This is a genomic window from Streptomyces sp. NPDC040410, from assembly GCF_055595715.1.
In genome coordinates this window covers 116,184-141,286 of record NZ_JBVIVK010000014.1, presented here as the reverse complement: position 1 = coordinate 141,286, position 25,103 = coordinate 116,184, and the positions used below count along the sequence as shown (strand labels likewise).

23 protein-coding genes and 1 pseudogene are annotated in these 25,103 nt (G+C 71.9%); 10 read left to right on the top strand and 14 right to left on the bottom strand.

From position 1 onward, the window contains the following. Positions 1–305: 305 nt before the first annotated feature. Positions 306–1,082 (bottom strand): IclR family transcriptional regulator, encoded by a 777-nt coding sequence (locus tag ACZ562_RS26320; RefSeq protein ID WP_471183676.1) that lies wholly within the window; start codon positions 1,080–1,082, stop codon positions 306–308. 60 nt (positions 1,083–1,142) lie between these two features. Between ACZ562_RS26320 and dhaM the strand changes: the two genes are divergently transcribed. The 3 genes from dhaM (at position 1,143) to ACZ562_RS26305 (ending at position 2,452) form a co-directional block, all read left to right on the top strand. Further along, the gene (gene dhaM / locus ACZ562_RS26315; RefSeq protein ID WP_471183674.1) at positions 1,143–1,535 is read left to right on the top strand and encodes a dihydroxyacetone kinase phosphoryl donor subunit DhaM; all 393 of its coding nucleotides are present in this window, start codon (positions 1,143–1,145) and stop codon (positions 1,533–1,535) included. Next, positions 1,519–1,809, top strand: coding sequence for an HPr family phosphocarrier protein (locus tag ACZ562_RS26310; RefSeq protein ID WP_471183671.1), 291 nt, complete (start codon positions 1,519–1,521; stop codon positions 1,807–1,809). The genes dhaM and ACZ562_RS26310 overlap by 17 nt, the downstream gene beginning before the upstream one ends. A gap of 76 nt (positions 1,810–1,885) precedes the next feature. Further along, a complete protein-coding gene (locus ACZ562_RS26305; protein WP_471183669.1) occupies positions 1,886–2,452 on the top strand; it encodes an ATP-binding protein in 567 nt (188 codons plus the stop codon). Positions 2,453–2,850: 398 nt separating this feature from the next. Here the strand turns inward: ACZ562_RS26305 and ACZ562_RS26300 are convergent, their stop codons facing one another. Together ACZ562_RS26300 and ACZ562_RS26295 are read right to left on the bottom strand one after the other, a co-directional pair. Continuing rightward, positions 2,851–3,705: a GNAT family N-acetyltransferase gene (locus ACZ562_RS26300; protein WP_471183912.1), complete on the bottom strand. Its 855-nt coding sequence runs from the start codon at positions 3,703–3,705 to the stop codon at positions 2,851–2,853. A 288-nt stretch (positions 3,706–3,993) separates the two neighbouring features. Next, positions 3,994–4,686 (bottom strand): chaplin family protein, encoded by a 693-nt coding sequence (locus ACZ562_RS26295; RefSeq protein ID WP_471183667.1) that lies wholly within the window; start codon positions 4,684–4,686, stop codon positions 3,994–3,996. A gap of 234 nt (positions 4,687–4,920) precedes the next feature. Between ACZ562_RS26295 and ACZ562_RS26290 the strand changes: the two genes are divergently transcribed. After that, on the top strand, positions 4,921–6,510 hold the full coding sequence (locus ACZ562_RS26290; RefSeq protein ID WP_471183664.1) for an alpha/beta hydrolase: 1,590 nt from the start codon (positions 4,921–4,923) through the stop codon (positions 6,508–6,510). A 16-nt stretch (positions 6,511–6,526) separates the two neighbouring features. Here ACZ562_RS26290 and ACZ562_RS26285 read toward each other — a convergent pair whose 3' ends face one another. Then, the gene (locus ACZ562_RS26285; protein ID WP_471183661.1) at positions 6,527–6,952 is read right to left on the bottom strand and encodes a MarR family winged helix-turn-helix transcriptional regulator; all 426 of its coding nucleotides are present in this window, start codon (positions 6,950–6,952) and stop codon (positions 6,527–6,529) included. A 66-nt stretch (positions 6,953–7,018) separates the two neighbouring features. Here ACZ562_RS26285 and ACZ562_RS26280 point away from each other — a divergent pair, with 66 nt between their 5' ends. The 4 genes from ACZ562_RS26280 (at position 7,019) to ACZ562_RS26265 (ending at position 11,464) form a co-directional block, all read left to right on the top strand. Further along, entirely contained in the window at positions 7,019–7,465 is a 447-nt protein-coding gene (locus ACZ562_RS26280; protein WP_471183659.1) for a PaaI family thioesterase, read from the top strand. A gap of 112 nt (positions 7,466–7,577) precedes the next feature. Further along, positions 7,578–8,675, top strand: coding sequence for a baeRF3 domain-containing protein (locus tag ACZ562_RS26275; RefSeq protein WP_471183656.1), 1,098 nt, complete (start codon positions 7,578–7,580; stop codon positions 8,673–8,675). A gap of 62 nt (positions 8,676–8,737) precedes the next feature. Further along, complete coding sequence (locus tag ACZ562_RS26270; protein WP_471183654.1) at positions 8,738–9,775, top strand: Gfo/Idh/MocA family protein; 1,038 nt, start codon at positions 8,738–8,740, stop codon at positions 9,773–9,775. Positions 9,776–10,039: 264 nt separating this feature from the next. Beyond that, positions 10,040–11,464 (top strand): PP2C family protein-serine/threonine phosphatase, encoded by a 1,425-nt coding sequence (locus tag ACZ562_RS26265; RefSeq protein WP_471183651.1) that lies wholly within the window; start codon positions 10,040–10,042, stop codon positions 11,462–11,464. Positions 11,465–11,527: 63 nt separating this feature from the next. Here the strand turns inward: ACZ562_RS26265 and ACZ562_RS26260 are convergent, their stop codons facing one another. Further along, entirely contained in the window at positions 11,528–13,015 is a 1,488-nt protein-coding gene (locus ACZ562_RS26260; RefSeq protein ID WP_471183649.1) for a DNA-binding protein NsdB, read from the bottom strand. A gap of 233 nt (positions 13,016–13,248) precedes the next feature. Between ACZ562_RS26260 and ACZ562_RS26255 the strand changes: the two genes are divergently transcribed. After that, positions 13,249–14,391: an aminoglycoside phosphotransferase family protein gene (locus tag ACZ562_RS26255; protein ID WP_471183646.1), complete on the top strand. Its 1,143-nt coding sequence runs from the start codon at positions 13,249–13,251 to the stop codon at positions 14,389–14,391. Between the two features lie 282 nt (positions 14,392–14,673). Beyond that, complete coding sequence (locus tag ACZ562_RS26250; RefSeq protein WP_471183644.1) at positions 14,674–16,638, top strand: N-acetylmuramoyl-L-alanine amidase; 1,965 nt, start codon at positions 14,674–14,676, stop codon at positions 16,636–16,638. A 5-nt stretch (positions 16,639–16,643) separates the two neighbouring features. On the opposite strand, the gene ACZ562_RS26245 is transcribed toward ACZ562_RS26250, so the two are convergent. From ACZ562_RS26245 to ACZ562_RS26205, 9 genes and pseudogenes are all read right to left on the bottom strand, one after another. Next, positions 16,644–17,141 carry a hypothetical protein gene (locus tag ACZ562_RS26245; protein ID WP_471183641.1) on the bottom strand — a complete coding sequence of 166 codons (498 nt, stop codon included), beginning with the start codon at positions 17,139–17,141 and terminating at the stop codon, positions 16,644–16,646. Between the two features lie 198 nt (positions 17,142–17,339). Continuing rightward, a complete protein-coding gene (locus ACZ562_RS26240) occupies positions 17,340–20,219 on the bottom strand; it encodes an ATP-binding protein (RefSeq protein WP_471183639.1) in 2,880 nt (959 codons plus the stop codon). Between the two features lie 67 nt (positions 20,220–20,286). Beyond that, a complete protein-coding gene (locus ACZ562_RS26235) occupies positions 20,287–20,448 on the bottom strand; it encodes a CGNR zinc finger domain-containing protein (RefSeq protein WP_471183909.1) in 162 nt (53 codons plus the stop codon). Next, a pseudogene (locus ACZ562_RS26230) lies at positions 20,431–20,562 on the bottom strand (universal stress protein); the annotation flags it as partial. The gene ACZ562_RS26235 and the pseudogene ACZ562_RS26230, both read right to left, overlap by 18 nt. A gap of 152 nt (positions 20,563–20,714) precedes the next feature. Beyond that, positions 20,715–20,957, bottom strand: coding sequence for a DUF397 domain-containing protein (locus tag ACZ562_RS26225; RefSeq protein WP_399105184.1), 243 nt, complete (start codon positions 20,955–20,957; stop codon positions 20,715–20,717). An 85-nt stretch (positions 20,958–21,042) separates the two neighbouring features. Further along, positions 21,043–22,209: a thiolase domain-containing protein gene (locus ACZ562_RS26220; RefSeq protein WP_471183636.1), complete on the bottom strand. Its 1,167-nt coding sequence runs from the start codon at positions 22,207–22,209 to the stop codon at positions 21,043–21,045. Next, a complete protein-coding gene (locus ACZ562_RS26215) occupies positions 22,206–23,255 on the bottom strand; it encodes a thiolase domain-containing protein (protein ID WP_471183634.1) in 1,050 nt (349 codons plus the stop codon). The genes ACZ562_RS26220 and ACZ562_RS26215 overlap by 4 nt, the downstream gene beginning before the upstream one ends. After that, positions 23,252–24,217, bottom strand: coding sequence for a Zn-ribbon domain-containing OB-fold protein (locus ACZ562_RS26210; RefSeq protein WP_471183631.1), 966 nt, complete (start codon positions 24,215–24,217; stop codon positions 23,252–23,254). The genes ACZ562_RS26215 and ACZ562_RS26210 overlap by 4 nt, the downstream gene beginning before the upstream one ends. Positions 24,218–24,238: 21 nt before the next feature. Next, entirely contained in the window at positions 24,239–25,039 is an 801-nt protein-coding gene (locus ACZ562_RS26205; RefSeq protein WP_471183629.1) for a crotonase/enoyl-CoA hydratase family protein, read from the bottom strand. Positions 25,040–25,103 lie beyond the last annotated feature (64 nt).

Below are 25,103 nucleotides of genomic sequence, written 5' to 3'. Positions count from 1 at the left end.
GCCGCCAGGTGGTCAGGGGTCGGGCACCTGGCGGCCGGCTCAGGGGAACCGGATAACCAGCGAAATCCGGAAGTCGTTCACTATGAATGAACGTTGTTCCGGAAGTTAGGCCCGTGTTTCACGCCTGTCAAGAGGTTCGGCGACTATCGGGTACCACGGACATGGAGAAGGCCCCACGGCGATGCGCCGAGGGGCCTGGACGGAGGGGCAGGTGGCGGGACGCCGGGGCCCCGCCGCCGAGCTGCAGGTGGATGCGGAGTGTGCAGGTCAGGTGCCCGCGAGGCTGGTGGGTGCGGGGCGGGCGGTCAGGGGCCGGCGATGCGGGCGGCCCCCCGAGGGGCACCCAGGTCGCGGGAGAGGTTGCGGGCGGTCTCCCGGACCGCGACCGCGAGCTCCTGACGTGCCGATTCGGCCAGCAGACGCTCGACGGGGCCGACAATGCCGATGGCGCCCACCACCTCGCCGGAGCGATCGAAGACAGGCGATGCGATGCCCGCGTCCCCGATGGCGGACTCCTGGTCCTCGATCGCGTACCCCGTCCTGAGAATCTCCTTCAGCTGGCCGGCCAGCTCCTCCGGGTCGGTGATGCTGGCGCCGGTGAGCACGGCCCGGTCACCCGTGAGCAGCCGCTCCCGCTCGGGCGCCGGGGCGAAGGCCACCACGGCCTTGCCCAGGGCGCAGGTGCTCCACGGGATACTGGCGCCCACCTCGAGGATCTGCACGGCACCCTCCGGCCGGAAGGCGTGGTGCACCACCAGGATGTGGTCGCCGGTGAGCACGGCTACCCACACCGCTTCGTTCGCCCGGGTGGCGAGCTGGTCCGCCCAGGTCAGTGAGCGGGTCCGCAGCTCCTGGGTATCGAGGTAGGCGTTGCCCAGCTGCACCAGGTCCGGGCCGAGCTGGTACTTGGAGCTGTCCCGGTCCTGCACCACAAGCCCCTCGCGCTCCAGCGTGCGCAGCAGCGCATGAACGGTGGGCTTGGCCACGCCCAGGCGGTCGGCCAGCTCGGTCACACCCAGCCGGGGCCCGGTGGATGCGAGCTCCCGCAAGATCTGCACCGCCCGCTGCACCGCTTGCACCATCGAAAATTTCTCCTCGTTCAGGATTGATGAACAGCGTTCTGACATATAGCGTGGTTGTTCATGAGCAACCTTGTCGGCATCGTACTCGTGTCCCACAGCGCCGAGCTCGCCGCAGGCCTTCGCCTGCTGGTGGAGCAGATCGGCTCCGACACAGTCCCCCTCGCCACCGCCGGAGGAACCGACGACGGCCGGATCGGCACCAGCTACGACCTCGTCCTCGCCGCGATCCGGGACGCCGACCGCGGCGGCGGCGTTGTCGTCCTTCCCGACCTCGGCAGTTCAGTCCTCACCGCCCGCACTGTCCTGGAAGACCATCCCCACACCGACGTAACGATCGTCGACGCGCCCTTCGTCGAGGGAGCCGTCGCAGCCGTGGTCACCGCCGCATCCGGCGCCGACCTGAAGACCGTCGCCAACGCCGCCCAGGAGGCCCGCAATGTCCTCAAGTTCTGACGCCACCACCACGACCACGGCGAGTCACGAAATCGCCGTCGTCCTGCCCGCCAACCTGCACGCCCGTCCCGCAGGCCAACTCGCCCGCGCCGCAGCCGGATTCACCAGTGCCATACAGCTGGAGCACGGTGGCCGGACCATCAACCCGACTGGCGTCCTCGCCGTGATGGGGCTGGGCGCCACAGCCGGCAGCACCGTGACCGTCCGCGCCGAAGGCCCCGACGCGGAGCAGGCCGTCACGGCACTGACCGACATCCTCGCCACCGCCGAATAATCCGGCGCCCGGCCACCGCACCGAACGAGCCGCCGATTCCGCCATGAGAATCCGAGACGAGTGGAGGTGGCCGAGGATGACCACCCCGGCCATGCCCACGTCCGACACCGACGTGGACCCGCCCCCGCGGACCGAGCACATCTGCCCCCTGCCGCACATCCCCGAGGCCGTCTCCGCCGTGCGCCGCCGCGCGCGCACGGTCCTGGCCCACTGGGCCCTGCCCATGGAGACAGCCGACGACGCCCTCCTCGTGATCTCCGAACTGATCACCAACGCGATCGCCCACGCACTGCCCCCAGCGGTGCTGCGGCTGTCGATGCCCGTGGTCGGCGGCCGTCGCGGCCTCCGCATCGAGGTCACAGACGCTGGGCCCCTGGCCCGACCGCGCCCGACACCCGACAGCCCGCACCCCGCGGAACATGAGGAACACGGCCGCGGGACCGGCATCGTCGCCGCCCTCTCCATGCGGCACGGCGTATCCCGTCACCTCCACAGAATCACCCGATGGGCGGACCTCCCCGTGGCGTCCGACCAGAGGGTGACCCCACCCTCGACGACAGCCACCGACGTGATCGCAGAGGCCGCCCCGCTCAGATCAGTGAGACTCGTCCGTACTCAGCGAGACGGGACATCCGGGCTCTAGCCAGTCTCACGGCGATGCCGTATCCGACATCCGTCCGACATCGACCGGGAGATTCCGACACGGAAAGCGTGGCGGCGACCAGGGACAGCGAACTCGCCCTGTACGGATGCCGGATCCTCGCCCGCGCCAAGGAACAGCCGGCCTCCCGACGCGTCGTGTTGTCCGCCGCCGCGCAGAACGCCCAACAGCCCCGGTCGCCGGTTGCCCGCTCCCCCTGGCACCCGGTCCCGCAGGGCTACCCGCGCCGGCAGTTCCTGGTTCCGGGCGCTGCGGGTATGGGGGAGCGCAGTGGTGCGGATCGGCGGCCATCAGGTGAGGTCGGGGTTGCTGAGGTCGACGTGGTTGGCCGCCTGCAGCGTGTACATCTCGGCGTACAGTCCGCCGAGTTCCATCAGCTGCTACCCGAGTTCGAGCGTCGTGACCCCGAAGACGCGCTCCCGGGCATACGGCCGTACCGGTCCCGTGTACATCCGGGCCGTCTCGAAGGAGGGCATGAGCCCGGCCTCCTCCGCAAGGGCGATGCCCGACGTGTTCGTCTCGGGGACGTCAACAGCGATCTCGGTGCCGACCGCTTCGGCGGTCAGGGCGGCGAACAGGGCCCGCGCGTCGTCGGCGGTGTCCGCGAACAGCGGGCCGATGCGCAGTGAGTCGCGGCCGGGCCGGATCACCCCGTAGCCGGTCACACGGTCGCCGGTGCGGCGGACGACCGCGCGGTGCCCGGCGCCGGTCAGCCAGTGGGCCAGGAAACGGGGGCGGTCGGCCGGAAAGCAGGAGCTGTCGTACGCGGTCAGGTCCGGCATGTCGGCCGGCCGCACGGCGCGGACGCCCGCCGGAGACTCGGCGGCGGGGGCGGTTCCGGTGAAGCGGACGGTGCGGTGGGCGAATGCGAAGCCGGAACGGCGGTAGTTGTCCTGCTGGGCCACCACACCGTCGAGGCCGATGGTGCGGTTTTCGGCATGGGCAAGCGCGGTCTTCCACGTGGTGAGGCCGTGGCCGCGGCCGCGCAGGTCGGGCCGGACGAGGTAGCAGCCGAGGAAGGCGTAGTCGGATCCGTAGTTCACGACGGAGATCGCCGACACCGGCTCGCCGTCGATCCGGCCGAGGAAGAAGCCGTCGAGGTCCTGCGCGAAGAACGCGGGCCCGTCGGAGAGTCCCGGGTTCCATCCCTCGTCCCCGGCCCACCCGCTGATGACATGCCAGTCGTCCGGGCCGGCCTGAGTGACGACGAGGTCTTCGAGGGCCGGTGAGGTCATCGGCGCGCTCCATTCCATCGGGGTGTCGGCGACGCGGAGGTCGGCCGCGTCCACAGCATCCTTGCCGATCTTCCCGGGGCGCGTCACGGTGTGATCAAGCCGTTGACGGTCTCCGGTACGGACGGCACGGCACGGAGCCACGAGGCACTGAGGCACTGAGGCACTGACGACGCTACGGCACGGACGACGCATACGGCACCGGACGGACGGGCACGGGCCCCACCGGTCACTCCCCCGGTGGGGCCGCCTTCCCGTTTCCCTGCGGATGTCCGCGGGCAGCGCGTGCCGTCAGCGCACCGCCCGCGGCCGGGAGCGCCGGTACAGGGTGGCGCCGCCCAGGATCAGTGCCGCGCTCCCGATGAGGGCGGGCACGGTCTGCTCCGCTCCCGTGTGCGCGAGCGAGTCCGTGCTCAGGGCCGGGGGGTGCGGGGCGTGCTCCGGTGCCGGGTTGGCCCGGGTCGGTGCGGCCGGCCTCACGGGGCGGGTCCCGGGTGTGTTGGCGGACTCGTTGCCCACGGCTCCGCCGCCGACGCCCACCACACCCACGGCGTTGCCGCTGACGTTCACCGGGACGTGCACCGGAAGCTGCACCACGTTGCCGGAGATCACGCCCGGGGAATCCTGTACGCCGCCCTGTGCGGCCGCCCCGCCGGACGCCGTCCCGCTGTCGCTTCCGGCGTTCCCGTTGCCGTCGTTGCCTTCGCCGGCGTCGTTGCCTTCGTTGCCTCCGTTGACGCAACCGTTGCCCGCGACGGCGTTGAGGAGGCCCACCACGTTCACGGTGTTCCCGCACGCGTTGACCGGGGCGTGCACCGGAACCTGGACGGTGTTGCCGGAGATCAGCCCGGGCGAATCGGCCGCCGCACCATCAGCCCCAGAGCCACCATCAGCCGCAACAGCGGCGGACACCGGCGTGGTCGCAGCCATCGCGCCGGAGGCGGCGACAACAGCGAGCACACCGATTCGGGTAACCCGTCTCATAGGTTCCCTGCCTTCCAGACTTGGTCGCGGGCGCTCACCCGCACCGGGTAGAACGCAGGCGAACCATCCGAGTTATGGCTAATCCGCCTTTCACCCCATCGAGCGGCACGGTTTCGAACGGGCGGTTCGGCCGTCCTGCGCCCCGCTCTCCCGGAGGCGAGGCCCGCGGGGGCCGCCTATCGTGAGCTGGGGGCGCCGATCCCCGATCCGCGACGGGCGCTCCTGGAGGCATCGATGCTGGCCAAGCTGTCGCCGCGGCCCGCGGTCCGGCGCTGCGCGTTCGCCGGAGCGATCGGGCTGGCGCTGCTGGGCGCGGGGCTGCCGGCAACCGTCGCGGACGGCTCCGAACCGGATCTTTCCCGGTTCTACAGCCAGAAGGTCAGCTGGTCCGAGTGTGAGGGCATGGACATGCCAAAGGATCTCCAGTGCGGCAAGGTCACCGTCCCCCTCGACTACGCCCGGCCCCGCGCGGGCACCCTCGATCTGGCGCTCGCCCGTTACCGGGCGACGGCGAAGCCGAGAGGTTCGGTGCTGCTGAACTTCGGTGGCCCGGGCGGCGGGGGCGTCAGCCAACTGGCCGTCGGCGGCAAGGAGTTCATGGACCTCACAAACGACTACGACGTGGTGACCTTCGACCCCCGCGGCGTCGGCAGGTCCTCGCCGGTCAGCTGCGGCGAGGGCACCGACGAGGCCGGGGACCCGACGGACGACAACACGGACCTCGCGGACGACACGCGGGCCGTGCTGGACCGGTTGAAGGCGGCGGCCGACCGGTGCGCCGAGCATTCGGGGCCGGTGCTGCCCCACATAGGCACGGTCAACGCCTCGCGCGACCTCGACGTGATGCGCGAGGCACTCGGCGACGACAAGCTCAACTACCTCGGCTTCTCCTACGGAACCCGGCTCGGCGCGGTGTACGCGGCCCAGTTCCCGGACAAGGTGGGCCGGCTGGCGCTCGACGGCGTGGACACCCTGACCGAGCCGCTGTCCGAACAGGGCGTGGCGGGCGCCGCCGGCCAGCAGAGGGCGCTGGAGAGCTTCGTCAACTGGTGTGTGAAGGACGTCGCCTGTCCGTTCGGGCAGGACGCGCGCACGGCACGCGAACAGGTGGCTCAGCTCGTCGAATCGCTCGACGAGAACCCGTTGCCGACGGACCTCGGCCAGGATTTCACCGGCCAGGACCTGGTGGCCGCCATCAGTCAGGCGCTCTACAGCAGCGAGTTGTGGCCCTCACTGGAACGCGCGCTCGCCTCCCTGGTCGAGGACGGCGACCCGCAGCACATCGTCGCGTTCTCCATGGGCGGCGCCGGCCTGCAACCCACGGACGACGACGGCGACGGCAACGGCGGCGGCCTCGCCGACGAGGAGGACATCCCCCTGGACAACCTCCCGGCGGCCATGATGGCGATCAACTGCGCGGACGACCCCGACCGCCCCACCGCCGGCCGGATCACAAGGGATCTGGGCCGGCTGCGCGCCGAGTACGAACGGGCGTCACCGGTCTTCGGCCGGTACCGGCTCATCGAAGTGCTGATGTGCTACGGCCGGCCGAGGGGCACCGACTTCATCCGGGACGAGGTGAAGGACCTGTCCGGACCGAAGATGCTGCTGGTGGGCACCCGCGGCGATCCCGCGACACCGTACCGCTGGACCGTGGAGACGGCTGAGCGGCTCGGCGACGCGGCAGTGGTGCTCGACAACAAGGGTGAGGGCCACACCGGCTACGTGGCCTCCGAGTGCGTGCACCGGAAGGTGAACGCGTTCCTGCTCTACGGCTCCCTGCCGCCCGACGGCAGTTCCTGCGGTGCGGAGGACGACGACTGAGCCCCTGGGGCGCACCTCAGGGTTCCCCGCGCGCGAGCAGGTCCATGGCGGCCGCCGTCCGGCTGAATCCCTCGTCGCCGAGCAGAGCGCGGAGTTCGGCGTTGAAACGGTCGATCTCCGGCTGGGCGGCACGCAGGGCGGCGGCCCCCGCGTCGGTCAACTCCAGGACCACGGCCCGGTGTTCACGGGGATGTGCCTGCTTGGCCAGGAGACCGGCCGCGGTGAGCCGTCCGACCAGTGCGGTGACCGCGGATTCACGCAGCCCCAGGGTGCGGGCGAGCTGCTGCTGGGTGACGGCAGGCCGGTCCTGTACGGCGAACAGCGCGCCGAGCTGGGCCGTGGAGACCCCGGCCGCGGCCAGGCAGCGCCGGTCAGCCGTGGTGCGCAGCCGGTGCGCCGCCCGCTGGAGCAGGAAGTACAGGCGCTCGTCGGGGTCGGGCATGGCCCGATCTTGACAGAACCGACCGACCCACGCCAGCCTCACTTCACTAGTGAATTGAGGTGTGACATGACTGGGACTCCCGACCTGGCGCTCGCCCGCAAGGTCCTCGCCGCCCAGCCCTTCAGCACGCTGCTCGGCGCCCGGCTGTCGGCTTTCGGGGAGGGCGCGGCCATCCTCGAACTGGACATCCGCGACGAGCTGCTGCAGCAGTACGGCTACGTCCACGGCGGGGTGCTCGGCTATGCCGCTGACAACGCGCTGGCCTTCGCCGCGGGCTCCGTCACCGGCGCCCGCCTGACCACCGCCGGTTTCAGCATCGACTACCTGCGGCCGGCCAGGGGAGAGATCCTGCGTGCCGAAGGCCGCGTCGTCCGGGCCGGCCGTACCCGTGTCGTCTGCCGCTGCGACCTGATCACCGTCGACTCCGAGGGAACCGAGACCCTGTGTGCCGTGGCCCAGGGGTCGATCGCCGTGCCCGAGTCCGGAGGCGGCGCCTCGCACTCCGCGGCGTGAGCCGGTCTCCCGGCCGGCCTGCATCCTGATCGGGATTTCGAATGAATTGCCCTGCGTGTCCGACCGAATTACCCCAAGTGCCTGATCGGTGAATCGGTCCTATGGTGCTCTTATGGAGCACGCACTCAGTCCCGCGACCCTCACCGAGCTGCGCCGCCCGCGCCCCTACCCCGCGGTGTCCGTCCTGACACCGACCCATCGACGCGAGCCCGACAACACCCAGGATCCGGTCCGGCTGCGCAATGTGGTGGCCGAGGCCAAGAAGCAGCTTGAAGCCGATCCCGCGGTTCCCCGGGAGCGGCGCATCGACGTCTCCCGGCAACTCGACCAGGCCCTCGCCGAGGTCGACCTGGCACATGCGGAGGACGGCCTGGTCATCTTCGCGGCGCCAGGTGAGCACCAGGTGTGGTCCCTCGCCAGAACCGTGCCTGAACGTGTGGTGCTCTCGGACACCTTCCTGACGCGCAACCTGGTCTCCGCGCAGGCCGCCGAGCGGACGTTCTGGGTACTCTCGGTCTCCGCCGACCGCATCACCCTGTGGAACGGCGGCACGCAGCACGTCACCGAGGACCGCACCGGCGGCTTCCCGCTGACCAGGAACCGTGAGAACTTCGACGCCGAGCGCCAGGAGCAGATCGGCGATCTCCCCAGCACCTTCCGCGACGAGGACACCCGTCACTTCCTGCGCGACGCCGACACCGCGCTGAGCAAGATCCTGCGCGACGACCCCAGGCCGGTGTACGTGACCGGTGAGGCGGCGGCACTGTCCGCACTGGACGAGGTCGGCAGCGTCACCAGGGACGCGGTGCACGTGCCGCACGGCGGTCTCGCCCACAGGACGCCCGAGGCCGTGTGGCAGGCGGTCCGGCCGCTGGTCGTCGCCGAGGATCGCAAACACACCGACGCCGTGGCGCGGGAACTCGAATCGGCCCGCGGGCGCAAGTCGTTCGCGGCCGGTGTCGACGAAGTCTGGCAGAACGCGCGAGAGGGCCGCGTCCGGCTGCTGGCCGTGGAGGAGAACTACCGGGTGACGGTCCGCGACGACAGCGGCGATCATCTGGTCCCGGCCGCGAGCGGCGACCTCGACGCCCGCGAGGACATCGTGGACGAGATCGTCGAACAGTGCCTGGAGACCGGCGCCGACGTCCGCTTCGTGCCGGACGGCGTGCTGGGCGACGCGCACGGGATCGCAGGGGTGCTGCGGTACTGAGACGCGTCCTTCCCCCGCCGTCTACGCTACGCCGGAACAGTCGGCGGGGAGGGAGAGCACACGTGGGTGACCTGTTGGGCGTGGCCGTGCTGGGTGCGGGACACATGGGAGCCGACCACATACGCCGCCTCGATCAGGTGGTGAGCGGAGCCAGGGTCGCCGCCGTGGCCGATCCCGATGCCGCCCGGGCCGAGGACGCGGTGGCCGGGCTGGACGGGGTCGCGGTGCACACGGACGTGGAGGCAGCGCTCGACGCGCCCGGGGTCGAGGCGGTGCTGATCGCCTCACCCGGTCCCGCGCACGAGGAGGCGCTGCTCGCGACTTTCACGCGCGGGCTTCCGGTGCTGTGCGAGAAGCCCATGGTGCCCGGCTCCACGGGAGCGCTGCGCGTGATGGAGGCGGAGGTGCGGCTCGGACGGCGGCTGGCGCAGATCGGGTTCATGCGGCGCTACGACGCCGAGCACCGGCAGCTCAAGTCCCTGCTGGACAGCGGCCGGCTGGGGCGCCCACTGATGCTGCACTGCACACACCGCAACGTCTCCTCCCCGCAGGACTTCACCTCCGAGATGCTGATCAACAGCTCGGTCTCGCACGAGATCGACGCGGCCCGCTGGCTGCTCGGGCAGGAGCTGACCGCGGTCACCGTTCTGCGCCCGCACGCTTCCTCCGGTGCGCCCGAGGGACTCCTGGACCCGCAGTTCGTGCTCTTCGAGACCGAGGAGGGCGCACTGGTCGACGTGGAGGTCTTCGTCAACTGCGGCTTCGGCTACCAGGTGCGCTGCGAGGCGGTCTGCGAGGCGGGCAGCGCCCGGATCGGCGAGCAGCACTCGATGCTCGTCACCACCCGGGGAACGGCCCGCGAGGAGGTGCCCGAGGACTACCTCGTTCGGTTCGCGGACGCCTACGACCGCGAGGTGCAGGCTTGGGTCGACGCCGCCCGGCGGGGCCTGGTCACCGGCCCCTCCGCCTGGGACGGCTATGCGGCCTCCGTGGTCGCAGAAGCGGGGGTCCGGGCACTGGAGAGCGGCGCCCGCACGGCGGTCACCCTTGCCCCACGCCCGGAGCTGTACGGACCGGCCCACCTGTGCCATGCTCGCTAGAACACAGAGTCGTCGAACACACTGATGAGCGCCGGGTCGGCCACCCCATCGATCCATCAAGTCACGTACGCCGTCTACGACTTGACGCACCGACGACGTACACCGAGCACACGGCCCAACCGCTCCGTGAAGACTGTGGCATATGCCAGAAGCACCACCGTATCGTGTGTTGCCAAATCCCTTACAGGGCGTCGCGGGCTGTGCAACAGTCGTAACGGTCCTTCCGCCGGCCTTGGTCGTACCGTCCCCGCATCGGAGTGCGTCATGCCACCCCATCTCTCTGCGGACCTCCCCGCCGCCCAGCCGCCCGGGCGTGGCTCGGTCGACGCGCTCATCTCGCAGGCGCGCCGGCTCAAGGGCGACGTGGACGCCGTACGACGGGACGCGCAGAGCGAAAGTCCGGATCCGCAGGAGCGGTGGCAGCGCGCGCTGTGCGACCTGGCGCTGCACCAACTCAGCGACCTCGACGAACACTTGGCGCAGCTGCGGGACGGCCCGCCCCCCGTGCCCGCTCCGCCCGAGGCCGCAGCCGAGGCCGCGCCGCCCGCACCCCGAAGCGGCTCGCTGCTCAGCCGGGTCGGCAGCGCGGAGTGGAACCTGCTGACGGACGAGGCCAGTTGGTCCGGCGAGCTCTACCGGATCCTGGGCCGTGACCCCGGCGCTCCCCCGCTCACCCTCGACGAACTGCCGGCCCTGGTTCTCGACGAGGACCGGCCGAGGCTGACGGCGATGGTCACGGACTGTCTCGTCGACGCCAAACCCATCGACGGGGAGTTCCGCGTCGTACGACCGGACGGCGACGTGCGAACCGTGCACCTGATGGGCGAGCCCGTGCTCGACGCCGACGGCAGTACGGCCTCGATGTGGGCCGTACTGCGCGACGTCAGCGAACTGCGCCGCAGCCAGCGGGTGGTGAGCGAGACCCGTGACTCGCTGCAACGCCACCGGCAGCGCGCGCAGACCGAGCACCGGCTCGCGGTCGAGCTGCAGGAGGCCGTGCTGCCGCCGTGGCGCGGCTCCCTGCGGCTCCCGCACCAGGGTCCCGAGACCCTGGATCTGGCCGCCCGCTACCTGCCGTCGTCCACGAGCACGCTGATCGGTGGCGACTGGTACGACGCGCTCGAACTGTCCGACGGCGAGACGCTGCTGAGCGTCGGCGACCTCACCGGTCACGGCGTCGCCGTGACCTCCGGCATGGCGACGCTGCTCGGCGCCGTGCGCGGCATGGCGATGGCGGGCACCCAGCCCGGACAGCTGATGGCCTGGCTCAACCAGTTACTCGACGCCACCGTGCAGCCGGCCCTGGGCAGCGCCGTCTGCTGCCGCTACCGGCCCGGGACCCGCACGCTGGTGTGGGCGCAGGCCGGACACCCCGCCCCGCTGCTGTTCCGCGACGGGACGGGGCGCAGGCTGCACGCCCCGGCCGGCGTCCTGCTCGGCGCGACCTCGGGTGCCGTCTACGAGCAGACCGAGGAAGCCCTCGAGCAGGGCGACCTGCTGCTGCTGCACACCGACGGGCTGGTGTCCGGGCACAGCGGCACCGAGGCCGTGGACCGTCTCCTCGGCCTGGCCCCCCGCTTCGGCGAGGCGCGCACGGCACAGGACTGCGTGCGGATCGTCGTGGAGGAGTTCGGCGAGGCCGACCGTCAGGACGACGCGTGCGTGCTCGTCGCCAGGGTGGCCTCGTAAGACCACGATGTCCCGCAAGAGACGGACGAACCAGGGTGATCTCGCACGAGGCGAACACGCCGGCTATGCCTTTGCGCTGCTGCCGCCCTTCGGTTTCGGCAGCGCCAGCCTGATCTCCTCCCGCAGCTCGTTGATCCTCGGGTAGCTCGCGTACTCGGCGGTCAGCCGGTACATCTGGCGCAGCCGGTCCCAGGTGCGGTGGGAGGAGTTGGATCCCATCGACACGAGGGCCAACCGGGCGTACCGGTCCGCCTGTTCGGGATCGTCGGCGATGAAGCAGGCGGAGGCCATCGACAGGAAGTCGAAGATCTTCGACCGCTGCCGCCCGTCGATCCGCAGGGCCAGGGCCTTCTCCGCGTAGTGCTGGGCATGCACGGCCGCGCCCGGCTCGTGCTCCGCCAGCGTGCGGTAGGCCAGGGCCTGCATGCCGTACAGGTCCTCCTCCTTGAAGGTCTGCATCCAGCTCGGCGGGGGCACGTCGCCCCGGTCGGAGACGAAGAGGTCCTCCGCCCGCCCGAGGGTGCGGCGCATCGCCTGGCCCTTGCCCATGGAGGCCTGTGCCCAGGCCTCGATGGTGTGGAGCATCGCCCGGGTGCGCGGCAGCACCTCGTCGCCGGAACCGGAACGGGCGAGCTTCATCAGGTCGAGTGCGTCGTCGGGCCGGCCCAGGTGCACCATCTGGCGAGCCGCCCGGGAGAGCGCCTCCCCGGCGCGGGGCCGGTCGCCGCCCTCACGGGCCGCGTGGGCGGCGATGACGAAGTACTTCTGGGCCGTGGGTTCCAGGCCGACGTCGTGCGACATCCAGCCCGCGAGGACGGCGAGGTTGGCGGCGACGCCCCACAGGCGCCGCTGGAGGTGGTCGGGGTGGCGGTAGGCGAGCATGCCGCCCACTTCGTTGAGCTGGCCCACCACGGCCTTGCGCTGCAGCCCGCCGCCGCGGGCCGCGTCCCAGGCTCGGAACACCTCGACCGAGCGCTCCAGTTCCTCGATCTCCTGCGACCCGATGGGGGCTGCCTCGTAGCGGTCGAACCCAGCGGGGTCGGCGTGCAGGGGATCGTGGAACGCGGGAGCGTCGGCCTTCAGGGTGGGATCGGTGAGCAGCCAGTCGTGCATGGCGCTGCTGAGTGCGGATCCTGCGGTGAGCGCGACGCCCGCACCCACCAAGCCGCGTCGGTTGAGCATGAGGTCCATTCCCGTGAATTCGGTGAGGACCGCGGCAGTCCGTTCGGGCGCCCACGGCACACCGTCGGGATGTTCCGCATTCCCGCCGCCCTGCCGTTTCCCCGTACGCCCGTGCCGGACCAGACCGAGGTCCTCGATGGTCACGACACGGCCGAGACGCTCGGTGAACAGGGCCGCCAGCACCCGCGGCACCGGATCGCGCGGGATCTCTCCCATGTCGATCCAACGCCGCACCCGGGAGGTGTCGGTCGCCAGCTGGGGGTGGCCCATGGCCGCCGCCTGCTTGTTGACCAGCCTCGCGAGTTCGCCCTTGGACCAGCCGGCCAGGCCGAACAGGTCCGACAGGCGGGAGTTGGGTTGTCCGCTCACGTCAAGCCCCCAGGTTCTCAGCTGAGTTGACAGTAGCCCGGTGCAGGTTGCCGGGCGACTATTCGCCAGGGTTCGCCAGGGTGCGCCAGATGGTGTGCCACCGGGCAACAGGTGTCAGGTAGGAACGCGCCACCCCGCCCCGGTCGCCGAGGGACATTCCCCAGGGTGCACCCGGGCGACCGGGCCGGGCAGCGCACTGACGACGCAGGCACACGAAGGGATCTGTATCGCCCATGTACACAGCATCGTCCTCCGTGTCCGCCCCGCCCCGGCCGCTGCACCCCCGCCCGGGCGGCAGCGGCCCCTACCTCGACCCCGCGCGTCCGGCGACCGCCCCTCTGATCGGTGCGGGCCGGCCCCGGCGCCTGCCGGGGCTCGGCACCCAACCGCTCAGCGGGAGACTCGACTTGTCCGGCCCTCAGGGCGCCCAGCTGCGTACGGCGATCGCCTCGGTGCACCGGATCTGCCCGGAGTTCGCCCCGGTGCAGGTGCTGCGCCGCAGCGGACGCTCCGTGCTCCTGGTCGGGACGACGGGACGCAGCACGGCCGTCGCCAAGTGTTTACTGGACCACTCCTCCGTGTGGTCGGACCGGATCCGCCACGAAATAGCGGCATACCGCTCGTTCGTCCGGCACCGCCCGCCCGTGCGGGTGCCCCGGCTGATCGCGGCGGACCCGGACAACTGCACCCTCGTCATCGAGCGGATGCCGGGACGGGTGGCCGCCCTGCACCGGCACCCGGCCGAGTCTCCGCCGCGCGCGGACATCAGAGCGGCACTCGGCGCGATCTGCCGGCTGAACACCTGGCGGCCGCAGGCGGGCACCTTCGGCGCCCCGCTGGACTACGCCGCCCGGATCTCCCGCTACCACGAGCTGGGCCTGCTCACCGACCGGGACATGGGTGACCTGCAGAAGCTGCTGCACGGCATCGCGCAAGCGGCGGGCCGGCAGGGCATGGGCCAGTTCTGCCACGGCGACGCACTGCTCTCGAACATCCTGCTCTCACCGGCCGGTCCAGTGCTGGTGGACTGGGAGCACGCGGGCTGGTACCTGCCGGGCTACGACCTGGCGACGCTGTGGTCGGTGCTCGGGGACGCACCGGTGGCACGCCGTCAGATCAGCCAGATCGCGCAGTCGGCGGGCCCTGCCTCGCGTGACGCGTTCCTGGTGAACCTGATGCTCGTCCTGACCCGTGAGATCCGCACGTACGAGACGGCCGTGCAACGTTCGATGCACGACGCGACCCCGGCGGCACCGGGGATGGCCCACCCGGGTGCTGCGCCGTCCGGCGAGGAGCAGCGGCTGCTGCTGCGGCGGCTGCACGACGACTGCCAGCTGGCCCGCCGGGCCGTACGCGCGGCGGTCGGCACTCGCTGAAAGGGGGCGACGGTCCGCGGTGCACCCGTGAAAGCGGCGCACCGCGGACCTTCGTGTGTCCGGACGACCTGACTTCCGGCCGTGGCGCGTCGTTCGGCCATTGGTGTGAGCCACTGGCGCCCCGCAGGCCCGGAAGCCGCCGCCACGAAATTCCTCCGCCCCCGGGATGACAAGGGAAACCCCCTGCGTCTGGGCATGATTGACGGATCGTCGGCAAGCCGATAGCACTGACCACGCCCGGCCCCGCACGCCCCGCCACGCTCGACCGCCCTGGAGGCTGCATTGCGAGGATCCGCCCCCGACCCCACGCGCACCCCCGGCCACAGACGCACCCGCAGAACCGCCGGTGCCCTCGCTTCGGCGGCCCTGCTGCTGCCGCTGCTCGGCGCGGCCCCGCCCGACGCCCGGGCCTCGGCCGAAGAGCTGCAGTCGGCGTTCGCGACCGCGGCCGCCGAGTACCACGTCCCGCAGAGCGTGCTCCTCGGCGTCTCCTACCTCCAGTCCCGCTGGGACGCGCACTCCGGCGCGCCGAGCGTCACCGGCGGCTACGGCCCGATGCACCTCACCGACGCCCGCACCGCGCTCGCCCGGGCCCCCCACCACAGCGAGGCCACGGAGGATGCCCGCGGCGACAGCGCCCGCGCGCCCCTCCACCCAGGCGTCCAGGTCCCGGAGAGCTCCGAACTGCCCGCCCGTCTCAGGACCTTGCCGAAGGCGGCCGGGCTGACCGGGCTGAGCCCCGGAAAGCTGCGCACCGACCCCGCCGCCAACGTGGCCGGCGGAGCCGCCCTCCTGGCCGCGGCCCAGAAGGACCTGGGCGAACCGCTCAGCGAGGACCCGGCGGACTGGTACGGCGCGGTGGCCCGTTTCTCGGGCGCGGACGACACCGCGACGGCGGCCGCGTACGCCAATGACGTGTACGACGTGCTCCGCACCGGTGAGGAGCGCACCACGGACGCGGGCCAGCAGGTCACCCTGGCAGCCCGGCCGGAGCTGGCCCCCGACACCGCGCAGCTGAAGCGGACGGGTCTGCGGAGGGGGAACGCCAACGGCACGGAGTGCCCCGCATCGGTGTCGTGCGAGTGGATCCCGGCACCGTACGAGGAGTTCGGGGAGCGCGACTACGGCAACCACGACCTGGGTGACCGCCCGGCGTCGCAGAGCATCCGGTACATCGTCATCCATGACACGGAGGGCGCCTGGGACGGGGTCATCGACCTCGTGCAGGACCCCGCCTACGTGTCGTGGAACTACACACTGCGTTCCACGGACGGCCACATCGCCCAGCATGTGAAGGCCGAGGACGTGGCCTGGCACGCGGGCAACTGGTACGTCAACGCCAAGTCGATCGGCCTGGAGCACGAGGGCTTCCTGGCGAATCCGGACGCCTGGTACACCGAGGCGATGTACCGGTCGTCGGCGCGGCTGGTGAAGTACCTCGCCGCGAAGTACGCCATTCCGCTGGACCGCCAGCACATCCTCGGGCATGACACCGTGCCGGGCCCGACCACCGCGACGGTGCCCGGCATGCACACCGACCCCGGCCCGTACTGGGACTGGCGCCACTACTTCGAGCTGCTGGACCACCCGATCAGGGCGACCGCGGGCAAGAAGGGCGGGCTGGTGACGATCCGCCCCGACTACGCCTCCAACCAGCCGGAGTACACGGGCTGCGTCACCCGGGGCGAGCCGTGCGTGGCACACGGGTCGAGCGCGGTCCGGCTGTACTCAGGACCCGGCGAGACCTACCCGCTGATCAAGGACATCGGCCTGGGCAGCGCACCGACGACCGGGGTGAACGACCTCTCCTCGCGGGTCTCCACCGGCCAGCAGTACGCGGTGGCCGGCCGCGACGGTGACTGGACGGCGATCTGGTACCTCGGGCAGAAGGCCTGGTTCAGGAACCCGGCGAAGGAGCCGGCGGCGGTGAGCGCGGCCGGCCTGGTCGTGACACCCAAGGAGGGTCTGACCAGTGTCCCGGTATACGGACGGGCCTACCCGGAGGCGTCGGCCTACCCGGCGGGAGTGCCCGCGCAGACGGTGTCCCCGCTGCCGTACCAGCTGCTCGATGGCCAGCAGTACGTGCTCGGCGACGCGCTTCCCGGGGAGTACTACTACGCGGTCACCTTCGCCACGGACTCGCACCAGGTCGTGGTGGGCCAGGACCTGTACTACGAGATCCAGTTCGGCCACCGGGTGGCGTTCGTACGGGCCGCGGACGTGCGGGTGGTGCCGTCGGCCGGGTAGGTGCCTCAGCCCTGCTGGAACAGTTCCGCCGGGAGCGGCTTCAGCAGGGCGTACAGGTCGTCGGTGATGGGGCGGTCCCAGGCGGCGATGGTCACCAGGACGTTGTCGCTCCGGTCGAACTGCACGCAGGAGATCCGGCCCTCGGAGAGCTTGAGGCGGCGCACGATCAGGAGGTTGTCGCCCTGCATCACCGGCACGTCCTCGGTGCCGACGACGGTGACCTCCTCGTCGTTCTCCAGGGCCAGCAGCAGCTGGGCCACCTCGAAGGGGACCTCTTCCCCGGCGACCTCGCGGGCCGGGGAGCCCTCCGGCAGATTGCCGATGATCATCGCGGGACCGCGGCCGCCGAACAGGTCGTAGCGCAGGAACACACCCTGGCAGCTGCCGTCGGGAGCGGGCAGCAGCCCGGCGCCCAGATTCCCGGGCCAGTCGCCCGGGTCCATGGCCAGTACGTCGAAGTCGGGCCCGGCGGGAGTGGCGCTGCGGCGGCGGAGGAACGACATGCGGCCATGGTACGTGGTGCCGTTCCGCGATGTGCGGGAGGTCACGGGCCGTGGGGATGCGCTCGCGGGTCGGGCCGGATGGTGGGTGGCGTCTTGGTCGGGGGGCGGATGGTGGGTGGCTGGTCGCGCCCGCGCGGCGGGGCCGTATGTCGGACACAGCCCCGCGCCCCTGGGTGTGCCGGGGTCCCGCGCCCGCCGTCAGTGCTCCAGTGCTGCCCCCAGGCCCGTGCGGTCCGTGCCGAGCTTGCGGCAGACCGCGGAGAGCAGGTGGACGACGGTCTGCTCGTCGGTGGCCAGTTCCACGGCGATCTCCGCCGGGGTGCGGCCGCGCGCGGCGCGGACGGCGGCCGTGCGTTCGCGGACGGTGAGCGTGTCGGTCTCGGTGCCGTTCAGGCGGCGGGGGCGCAGACCCGCGGCGGCGAGTTCGGTGCGGGCCGTGTCCGCGAGGCCGTCGGCGCCGCACTGCACCGCCGTGTCGAGTCCCCGGTAGAGGTGCTCGGCGGCTTCCCTGGAGCGGCCGGCATGGCGCAGCTCGGTACCGAGCGCGACCAGGGCGCAGGCGAGCTCGTAGGCGGAGGGCGAGCACTCCAGCTGGGCGACGGACTCCACGAGGAACTTCAGGCGGGCCGAGCCCGAGGACACCTCGGCGGCGATCCGCAGGGCCTGGCCGACGGCGGACGGGGTGCCGAACTGGCGGGCGCGGGCGACCGCTTCGAGCGCGGTGGCGAGGGCACGTTCGGGCATGTCGTGGGCCTCGGCGCGGGCGAGGTGGAGCTGCCAGGGGCACCAGGCCGGGTTGCGGACGCCGCGCGGGTCCAGGCGGCGGCCGGCGGCGGCGAGCTCCTCGGCCGCCTCCTTGGTGCGGCCGCGGGCCAGCAGGAGTTCGCCGTGCACGGTCTGGGCGTCGGGGAAGACGACGGCGGCCGGGTAGGGCGCGCAGAAGGAGTAGGCGTCGCCGGCCTGCACGGCCTCGGTGAGGCGGCCGCGGGCGAGCAGCACCTCGATGAGGATGCCGACGGCGTACCAGTGGGCGGGCGTACCGGGGCCGACGCGTTCGGCAAGGCGCAGGCCGGCGCGGACGAAGTCCTCTGCCTCGGCGAGCCGGCCGCGGCGGTAGCGGACGTAGGCGAGGAGGGTGTAGGCGAAGGAGAGGTGGGCGCCGCGCCAGCCCTGCCGTTCGAAGTCGGCGATGCCGGCGGCGAACAGCTCCTCGGTGCGGCAGGGACGGTCGCAGTACAGGAAGGAGAGGGCGACCAGGACGGGCACTTCGAAGCCGCGGTCGGGTTCGGCCCAGCCGAGGCCGCCGGCGAGGGCGCGTTCGGCGTGATGGAGGGCGACGGGGGCGGGTTCGCCGCGCAGTACGGCGTCCCAGGTGCGCAGGCCGATGATGTACCGCTCGGTGAGGTCGCGGCCCGCCACACGGTCGGCGAGCCTGGTGAGGCGGCGGGAGCGCGAGGGGTGGTCGGGTTCGTCGGCGCGGAAGGCGTCCCACATGAACTGTTCGGCGACCATGCGCAGTCTGACGCGGGCGTCGTCGGTCACGCGGATCTCGCGGGCGAGGGTGTCGGAGGCCTCGGCGAGGCGGTCGCTGTGGGCGAGGACCTGGGAGAGCCGGTAGACGATGTGGTGGCGCAGCCGGGGGGCGGCGATGGGCTCGTCGAGGGCGGCGCGCAGATGGTTGACCGTGGTGGCCGGTTCGGTGAGCAGCGAGGCCGATCCCAGTTCGTACAGGACGGCGGCCCGGTCCTCGAAGGGCGGGGGTTCGCGCAGGGCGCGGGCGAGATAGCTGCGGGCCGCGTCGGGGGCGCCGGCCCTGAGGGTCTCGACGGCGGCGGCGCGCAGTTGCTGCACGACCCACGCGTCGCCTTCGGGGTGGGTTTCGAGGAGGTGGCGGGCGGCGGCCGCGGCGCCTTGGCCGTCGTTGATGACGCACCAGGCGGCCTGGCCGTGCAGGGCGACGCGGAATCCGGCCGGGATGGCCCGGTAGACGGCGGTGGCGATCAGCGGGTGGACGAACTCCAGGGTCGCGGCGCCGGTCAGGATACGGACGCCGCGCAGGGCGTCGGCCGCGTCGGCGGCCTCCTCGTGGCCGAGGCCGGCGACGGCGGCGGCGAGCGCCGGACGGATTTCGGTGCCAAGGACCGCGCACGCCCAGGCGAAGCGCACGGTGGAGGTACCGAGGCGTTCGAGCCGGTCGACGAGACCGCTGCCCTTGACGGCGGCGGCGAGGTCGCGCAGCAGGTGCGCCCCGGCTCCGGTGGGAGTGAGGCCGCGGTCGCGGACCTTGGCCGTCAGCTCGACCGCCTCGAAGGGGTTGCCGGCGGTGACGGCCCAGCACTCGCGGCAGAAGGCGTCGTCGGCGTGCGCGCCGAGCGACTCCCGTACGAGGCGGGCGACGGCGGCGGCGCTGAGCGGCTCCAGGTCGAGGGGACGTCCGCCCGCGCGGCCGGGGAGTCGCCTGAACGACTCGGCGTGCTGGGGGAGTTCGTCGGGCCGGTAGGCGACGGCGACCAGGAGCGGGAGCTGTTCGGCGCGGGCTGCGAACGCGGCCAGCCAGCCCAGTGATTCGGGATCGGCCCAGTGGGCGTCGTCGAGGACGAGGACCATCGGGGCCCTCCGCACGGCGAGGTGGGTGAGTACCCAGTCGAGGCCGTCGCGCAGGCCCTGCGGGTCGGGCGGGGCGCCGTCGGTCGGGGCGCACAGGCCGAGGGCGGGGCCGACGATGTCGTACCAACTGCCCAGCGAGTTGCGCAGATCGGTCTCCGATGCGCCGGCGAGCTGGGGCTGGAGGAGCTGGCGGGCGACGTGGAAGGCGACGCGCTGTTCCTGGTCGCCGCCGCGGGCGGAGAGCACGGTGCAGCCCCGGTCGGTTGCCCGGCGGCGGACCTCGGCCAGCAGGGTCGTCTTGCCTATGCCGGCGCGTCCGGCGAAGGCGAGCAGCGCGCCGCGCGGGCGGCCGCGCGGTTCGGCGCCGTCCGTGCGCAGACCGGTGAGCTCCACCAACGCCTCGTCGACGGCCGCGAGTTCGCTCTCGCGCTCCAGGAGCGTCTTTCTGCTGAGTGCGTTGCGCTGCGCCATTCCGTACCCCCTGTCACGGCCACGCATCCGCGCGGGGAGCGGACACACACCGTGACCTATGAGTACCTCAGCGTACGCTTCGCGGGTGCGCTCCGTCCCGCTCTTGCCGACCGAGGGCGTCCCGGGCGGCGTTGCGGTGCCTTTCGTGATGGCGTGCGACGCGGACCCGGTTGCCGCAGGACGGCCCGCACCACTCCTGGCGCGGGTGCTGCGCGGCGTACTGCCGCACATGGACCACCCGCGGCGGTGCCCCGCGCCGGCGGGCGGCGTCGAGGGCCCGGTCCAGGGCGCGCGGGCTGTCGTCCGAACCGTCGACCGCGACGATGACCGGCTGGGTACTCAAGGGGTTCCTCGCCTCCGAGGTACGACTCCCCTCCCGTGGCCGCCCTCACTCGGGCTCACCGGCCACGGAGGGGTGCTCGAAGTCGCGTGTCCGGATCAACGGGCGGAACGCCCTCCGGACCAGCCCGACGGATCACCTCCTCCGGCGGCGGTTCAGGTCAGGTCGAACTCGCCTTCGCGCGCGCCGGACACGAACGCGCCCCACTCCGCGGGCGTGAAGATCAGAGAAGGGCTTTCCGGGCGGCCGCTGTTGCGCATCGCGATGAATCCCTCGACAAAGGCGATCTGGACATCCCCCAGGCCACGGCTGCTCGAGTGCCAGTCGGCGTTGCTGAGGTCCAGCTCCGGCTTGTCCCAGCCCGTGAGCGGCTGCTGCTGGATGGTGCTCTCGGCCACGTCCGTGCTCCTCCCGATTCGCGTCGTCCGCGGGCAAGCCTAGCGATCGGTTCCTGACGCCGACAGGGCACGTGAGGGGGACCTTTCAGGAGTCGGGGAGATGCGACCCCACGAGCCACATGGAGAAGAACTGGGATCCGCCGCCGTAGGCGTGCCCGAGCACCCTGCGCGCCCCCGCCACCTGGTGTTCCCCGGCCTGACCGCGCACCTGGAGGGCCGCCTCCGCGAAGCGGATCATGCCCGAGGCGCCGATGGGGTTGGCGGACAGGACGCCGCCCGACATGTTGACGGGCAGGTCGCCGTCCAGCTCCGTCACCCCGGACTCCGTGAGTTTCCAGCCCTCGCCCTCGTCGGCGAAGCCGAGGTTCTCCAGCCACATGGGTTCGTACCAGGAGAACGGCACATACATCTCCACGGCGTCGATGTCCCTGCGCGGGTCGGCGATCCCGGCCTGCCGGTACACGTCGGCCGCGCAGTCCTTGCCGGCCTGCGGCGACACGAAGTCCTTGCCGGCGAAGAGGGTGGGCTCGCTGCGCATCGCGCCGCCGAGCATCCATGCCGGGGGCCGGGGTGCGCGGGCGGCTCCGGCAAGGTCCGTGAGGATCATCGCGCAGGCGCCGTCCGAGGACGGGCAGGTCTCCGAGTAGCGGATCGGGTCCCAGAGCATGGGGGACGCCTGGACCTTCTCCAGGGTGATGTCCTGCTCGTGCAGGTGCGCGTACGGGTTCTTCAGCGCGTTACGCCGGTCCTTGTACGCGACCAGCGATCCTACCGTGTCGGGCGCGCCACTGCGCCGCATGTAGGCCCGCACGTGCGGGGCGAAGAATCCGCCCGCCCCGGCCAGCAGGGGCTGCTGGAAGGGGATCGGCAGGGACAGTCCCCACATGGCGTTGGACTCGGACTGTTTCTCGAAGGCGAGCGTCAGTACGGTGCCGTGGACCCGCGATGCGACCAGCCCCGCGGCGACCAGCGCGGTGGATCCGCCGACGGAGCCCGCGGTGTGCACCCGCAGCATGGGCTTGCCCACCGCGCCGAGGGCGTCGGCGAGGTACAGCTCCGGCATCATGACGCCCTCGAAGAAGTCGGGTGCCTTGCCGATGACGACGGCCTCGATGTCGGCCCAGGTCAGCTCGGCGTCGTCGAGGGCGCGCCGGGCCGCCTCGCGCACGAGCCCGGCGATCGACACGTCCCGGCGCGCCGCCACGTGCTTGGTCTGGCCGATTCCCACGACGGCCACGGGCTCCTTGCTCATCGCGGATCCCCTTCGAGTACGGCGATCAGGTTCTGTTGCAGGCAGGGGCCGGAGGTCGCGTGGGCGAGGGCCCGGTCGGACTCGCCCCGGTGGATGCCGGCGGCCGCCTCGCCGATGCGGATCAGGCCGGCGGCCATGACCGGGTTCGCGGCGAGCGCCCCGCCGGACGGGTTGACGCGCACGGAGTCGTCGAGCCTGAGCGCCCTGCGCAGGACGACCTCCTGCGAAGTGAAGGGTGCGTGCAGCTCGGCGGTGTCCACGGGCCGGTCGAAGGCGCCGGCCTTCTCCGCTGCCAGCCGGGCGGACGGCGAGTCGGTCAGGTCACGGACGCCCAGGCCGTGCGCCTCGATGCGGTGGTCGATGCCGCGGAGCCAGGCGGGCCGCTGGCTCAGCTCCCGGGCCCGCTCCCCTGCCGCCAGGATCACGGCGGCGGCCCCGTCGCCGATGGGCGGGCAGTCGCCGGTGCGCAGCGGTCGCACCGCGTACTCCCCCTGCGGCACCGGCGCCCTCAGCTGGGCGTGCCAGTTGCTGGCGGCGGCCGCCCGGTTCCGGGTAGCGACGGCGGCCAGCGCGGGCTCGTCGGTGGCGCCCGCGTCGATGAGCGCCTGCGCCTGGAGGGCGGCCAGGGCTATGGAGTCGGGCCACAGGGGGGCCGTGTAGTAGGGGTCGAGCTGCCTGGTCAGCACGTCGCGTAGTGATCCGGGCGAGGACTTGCCGTAGGAGTACACCAGCGCGGTGTCCGCGTCCCCGGTGAGCAGCTTGGTCCACGCCTCGTACAGCGCCCACGCGCCGTCCATCTCGACGTGCGACTCGGAGATCGGCGGCCAGGCGCCCACCCCGTCGAGCGCCAGGGTGAAGGAGAAGGCGCGGCCGGCCGGATAGTCGCTGGAGCCGGAGCAGGTGAAGCCGATGTCCGCGGTCTTCAGGCCGCTTTGTTCGAGCACGTCGTGCAGGACGGGCATGAGCATCTCCACGTCGGAGAGCTCCTCACTCGTACGCCGGTGGCCGGTCTGTGCGAAGGCGGCCACGGCAATCTCACGCGTCACAACAGCTCCTTGTAGGTGTCGTACTCCGCGTCGGGTTCGCCGGTCGGCCGGTAGTGGTCGGGGTAGCGGGCGCCCTCCGTCCACACCGGCTCGACGCGCAGGCCCATGCGCACCTCGTCGTAGGGGATGCCCGCGATACGCCCGTGCAGCGCGAGGTCGGCGCCGTCGAGGGCGATGTGGGCGTAGACGTACGGCACCTCGATGTCGAGATTCGCCGTATGAGCAGCCTTGATGTTGACGATGCAGAACGTGGTGACCGTGCTGCGCGGACCCACCTCGACCCGTTCGAATGTGGCCACACCACATGTGGGACACGCACCCCTGGGCGGCACGTACACCTTGCGGCAGGACGGGCAGCGCTCGCCGACGGTCCGCCGTTCAGAGAGGGCCGCGACGTAGGCGGCCTGGGCGCGGCCGGGTGAGTAGGTGTAGTCGAGGCGGGCGGGGGCGACGACGCAGGTGATCATGTTCTCGAACTCGCCGGCGCGGGCCGCGGGTTCGGGCTCCACGGTCCGCTCCTCGGCACTGTCGTACGGCTCGAAGCAGGCGATGTCCGTGATGGCGCCGGAACGGTCCCCGGCCCAGCGGACGCGGACCCTCATGTCGGTGTGCACGGCGTCCGGGCCGGGGACGTCGAGGGCGTGCAGGAGGGCGGTGTCGGCGCCGTCGACGCGGACCAGGACCCAGGCGAAAGGCGTGTCGAGGGGCTGGCCGCGGCGGGGGTCGTGGTTCCAGGCCCAGGTGCTGACCGTACCGGTGGGGGCGACCTCGACCAGGTCGCGTATCTCCTCGGCGGTGACGGGATCGTACTCGACGGGCGGGACGAGCGTCCTGCCGTCGCGGGTCCGCACTCCGAGGACGACCCGTTCGCGCAGGCCCGTGAGGAACGCGCTCTGGACGGGACCGACGGAGCGGGTGAAGGGGAACTCGACGACGAGCGGGGCTTTGAGGGCTTCGGGCATCGCGGGCGGTCTCCTTCGCGGTCAGGCGCGCTTGTAGACGGGCGGCCGCTTCTCGGCGAAGGCGCGTGCGCCTTCCCTGGCGTCGGCGGTGTCGAAGACCGGCCAGCCGCGCTTAAGTTCTGCCGCCAGACCGTCGGTCTCCGTCATCTCGGCCGTCTCGTACACGGACGCCTTGACGGCTTCGACCGCGAGCGGGCCGCACGCGTTGATCCGTTCGGCGATCTCCAGGGCCTTGGCGAGCGCGGTGCCGTCCGCGACGACATGACCGATCAGCCCGATGTCCGCGGCCTCCCGGGCACTGTAGGGGCGGCCGGTGAGCAGCATCTCCAGCGCGTGAGTGCGGGGAATCTGGCGTTGCAGGCGGACCGTGGAGCCGCCGATCGGGAACAGTCCGCGTTTCGCCTCGAACAGTCCGAAGGTCGCGGACTCTCCGGCGACCCGGATGTCCGTGCCCTGCAGGATCTCCGTGCCGCCGGCGACGCAGTACCCCTCGACGGCGGCGATCAGCGGCTTACGGGGGCGGTGGTGGCGCAGTATCGCCTTCCAGTGCAGGTCCGGGTCGGACTTGAGCCGGTCGCGGTACTGCTCGCCTTCCATGCCCTTGCCCGCGAGGGCCTTGAGGTCCATGCCGGCGCAGAAGGCGCCGCCCGCGCCGGTCAGCACGATCGAGCGGACCGCGTCGTCCTCGTCGGCCTCGACCCAGCCGTCGTACAGGCCGACGAGCATCGCCGGCGAGAGTGCGTTCTTCGCTTCCGGCCTGTTGAGCGTGAGTACCAGAGTGGCGCCTTCGCGCTGCATGGTGAGGTGTTCCGTCCCGCCCATCGCCCATCTCCCCTCGGAAAGAACGAGAACAGGTTGCAGGAGCCGACGAGGCACTTCAAGAGTT

Excerpts from the sequence above, each read along its gene's own strand:
- ACZ562_RS26320 (WP_471183676.1), bottom strand. The coding sequence starts at position 1,082 with ATGGTGCAAGCGGTGCAGCGGGCGGTGCAGATCTTGCGGGAGCTCGCA.
- dhaM (WP_471183674.1), top strand. The coding sequence starts at position 1,143 with ATGAGCAACCTTGTCGGCATCGTACTCGTGTCCCACAGCGCCGAGCTC.
- ACZ562_RS26310 (WP_471183671.1), top strand. The coding sequence starts at position 1,519 with ATGTCCTCAAGTTCTGACGCCACCACCACGACCACGGCGAGTCACGAA.
- ACZ562_RS26305 (WP_471183669.1), top strand. The coding sequence starts at position 1,886 with ATGACCACCCCGGCCATGCCCACGTCCGACACCGACGTGGACCCGCCC.
- ACZ562_RS26300 (WP_471183912.1), bottom strand. The coding sequence starts at position 3,705 with ATGACCTCACCGGCCCTCGAAGACCTCGTCGTCACTCAGGCCGGCCCG.
- ACZ562_RS26295 (WP_471183667.1), bottom strand. The coding sequence starts at position 4,686 with ATGAGACGGGTTACCCGAATCGGTGTGCTCGCTGTTGTCGCCGCCTCC.
- ACZ562_RS26290 (WP_471183664.1), top strand. The coding sequence starts at position 4,921 with ATGCTGGCCAAGCTGTCGCCGCGGCCCGCGGTCCGGCGCTGCGCGTTC.
- ACZ562_RS26285 (WP_471183661.1), bottom strand. The coding sequence starts at position 6,952 with ATGCCCGACCCCGACGAGCGCCTGTACTTCCTGCTCCAGCGGGCGGCG.
- ACZ562_RS26280 (WP_471183659.1), top strand. The coding sequence starts at position 7,019 with ATGACTGGGACTCCCGACCTGGCGCTCGCCCGCAAGGTCCTCGCCGCC.
- ACZ562_RS26275 (WP_471183656.1), top strand. The coding sequence starts at position 7,578 with ATGGAGCACGCACTCAGTCCCGCGACCCTCACCGAGCTGCGCCGCCCG.
- ACZ562_RS26265 (WP_471183651.1), top strand. The coding sequence starts at position 10,040 with ATGCCACCCCATCTCTCTGCGGACCTCCCCGCCGCCCAGCCGCCCGGG.
- ACZ562_RS26255 (WP_471183646.1), top strand. The coding sequence starts at position 13,249 with ATGTACACAGCATCGTCCTCCGTGTCCGCCCCGCCCCGGCCGCTGCAC.
- ACZ562_RS26245 (WP_471183641.1), bottom strand. The coding sequence starts at position 17,141 with ATGTCGTTCCTCCGCCGCCGCAGCGCCACTCCCGCCGGGCCCGACTTC.
- ACZ562_RS26240 (WP_471183639.1), bottom strand. The coding sequence starts at position 20,219 with ATGGCGCAGCGCAACGCACTCAGCAGAAAGACGCTCCTGGAGCGCGAG.
- ACZ562_RS26220 (WP_471183636.1), bottom strand. The coding sequence starts at position 22,209 with ATGAGCAAGGAGCCCGTGGCCGTCGTGGGAATCGGCCAGACCAAGCAC.
- ACZ562_RS26210 (WP_471183631.1), bottom strand. The coding sequence starts at position 24,217 with ATGCCCGAAGCCCTCAAAGCCCCGCTCGTCGTCGAGTTCCCCTTCACC.
- ACZ562_RS26205 (WP_471183629.1), bottom strand. The coding sequence starts at position 25,039 with ATGGGCGGGACGGAACACCTCACCATGCAGCGCGAAGGCGCCACTCTG.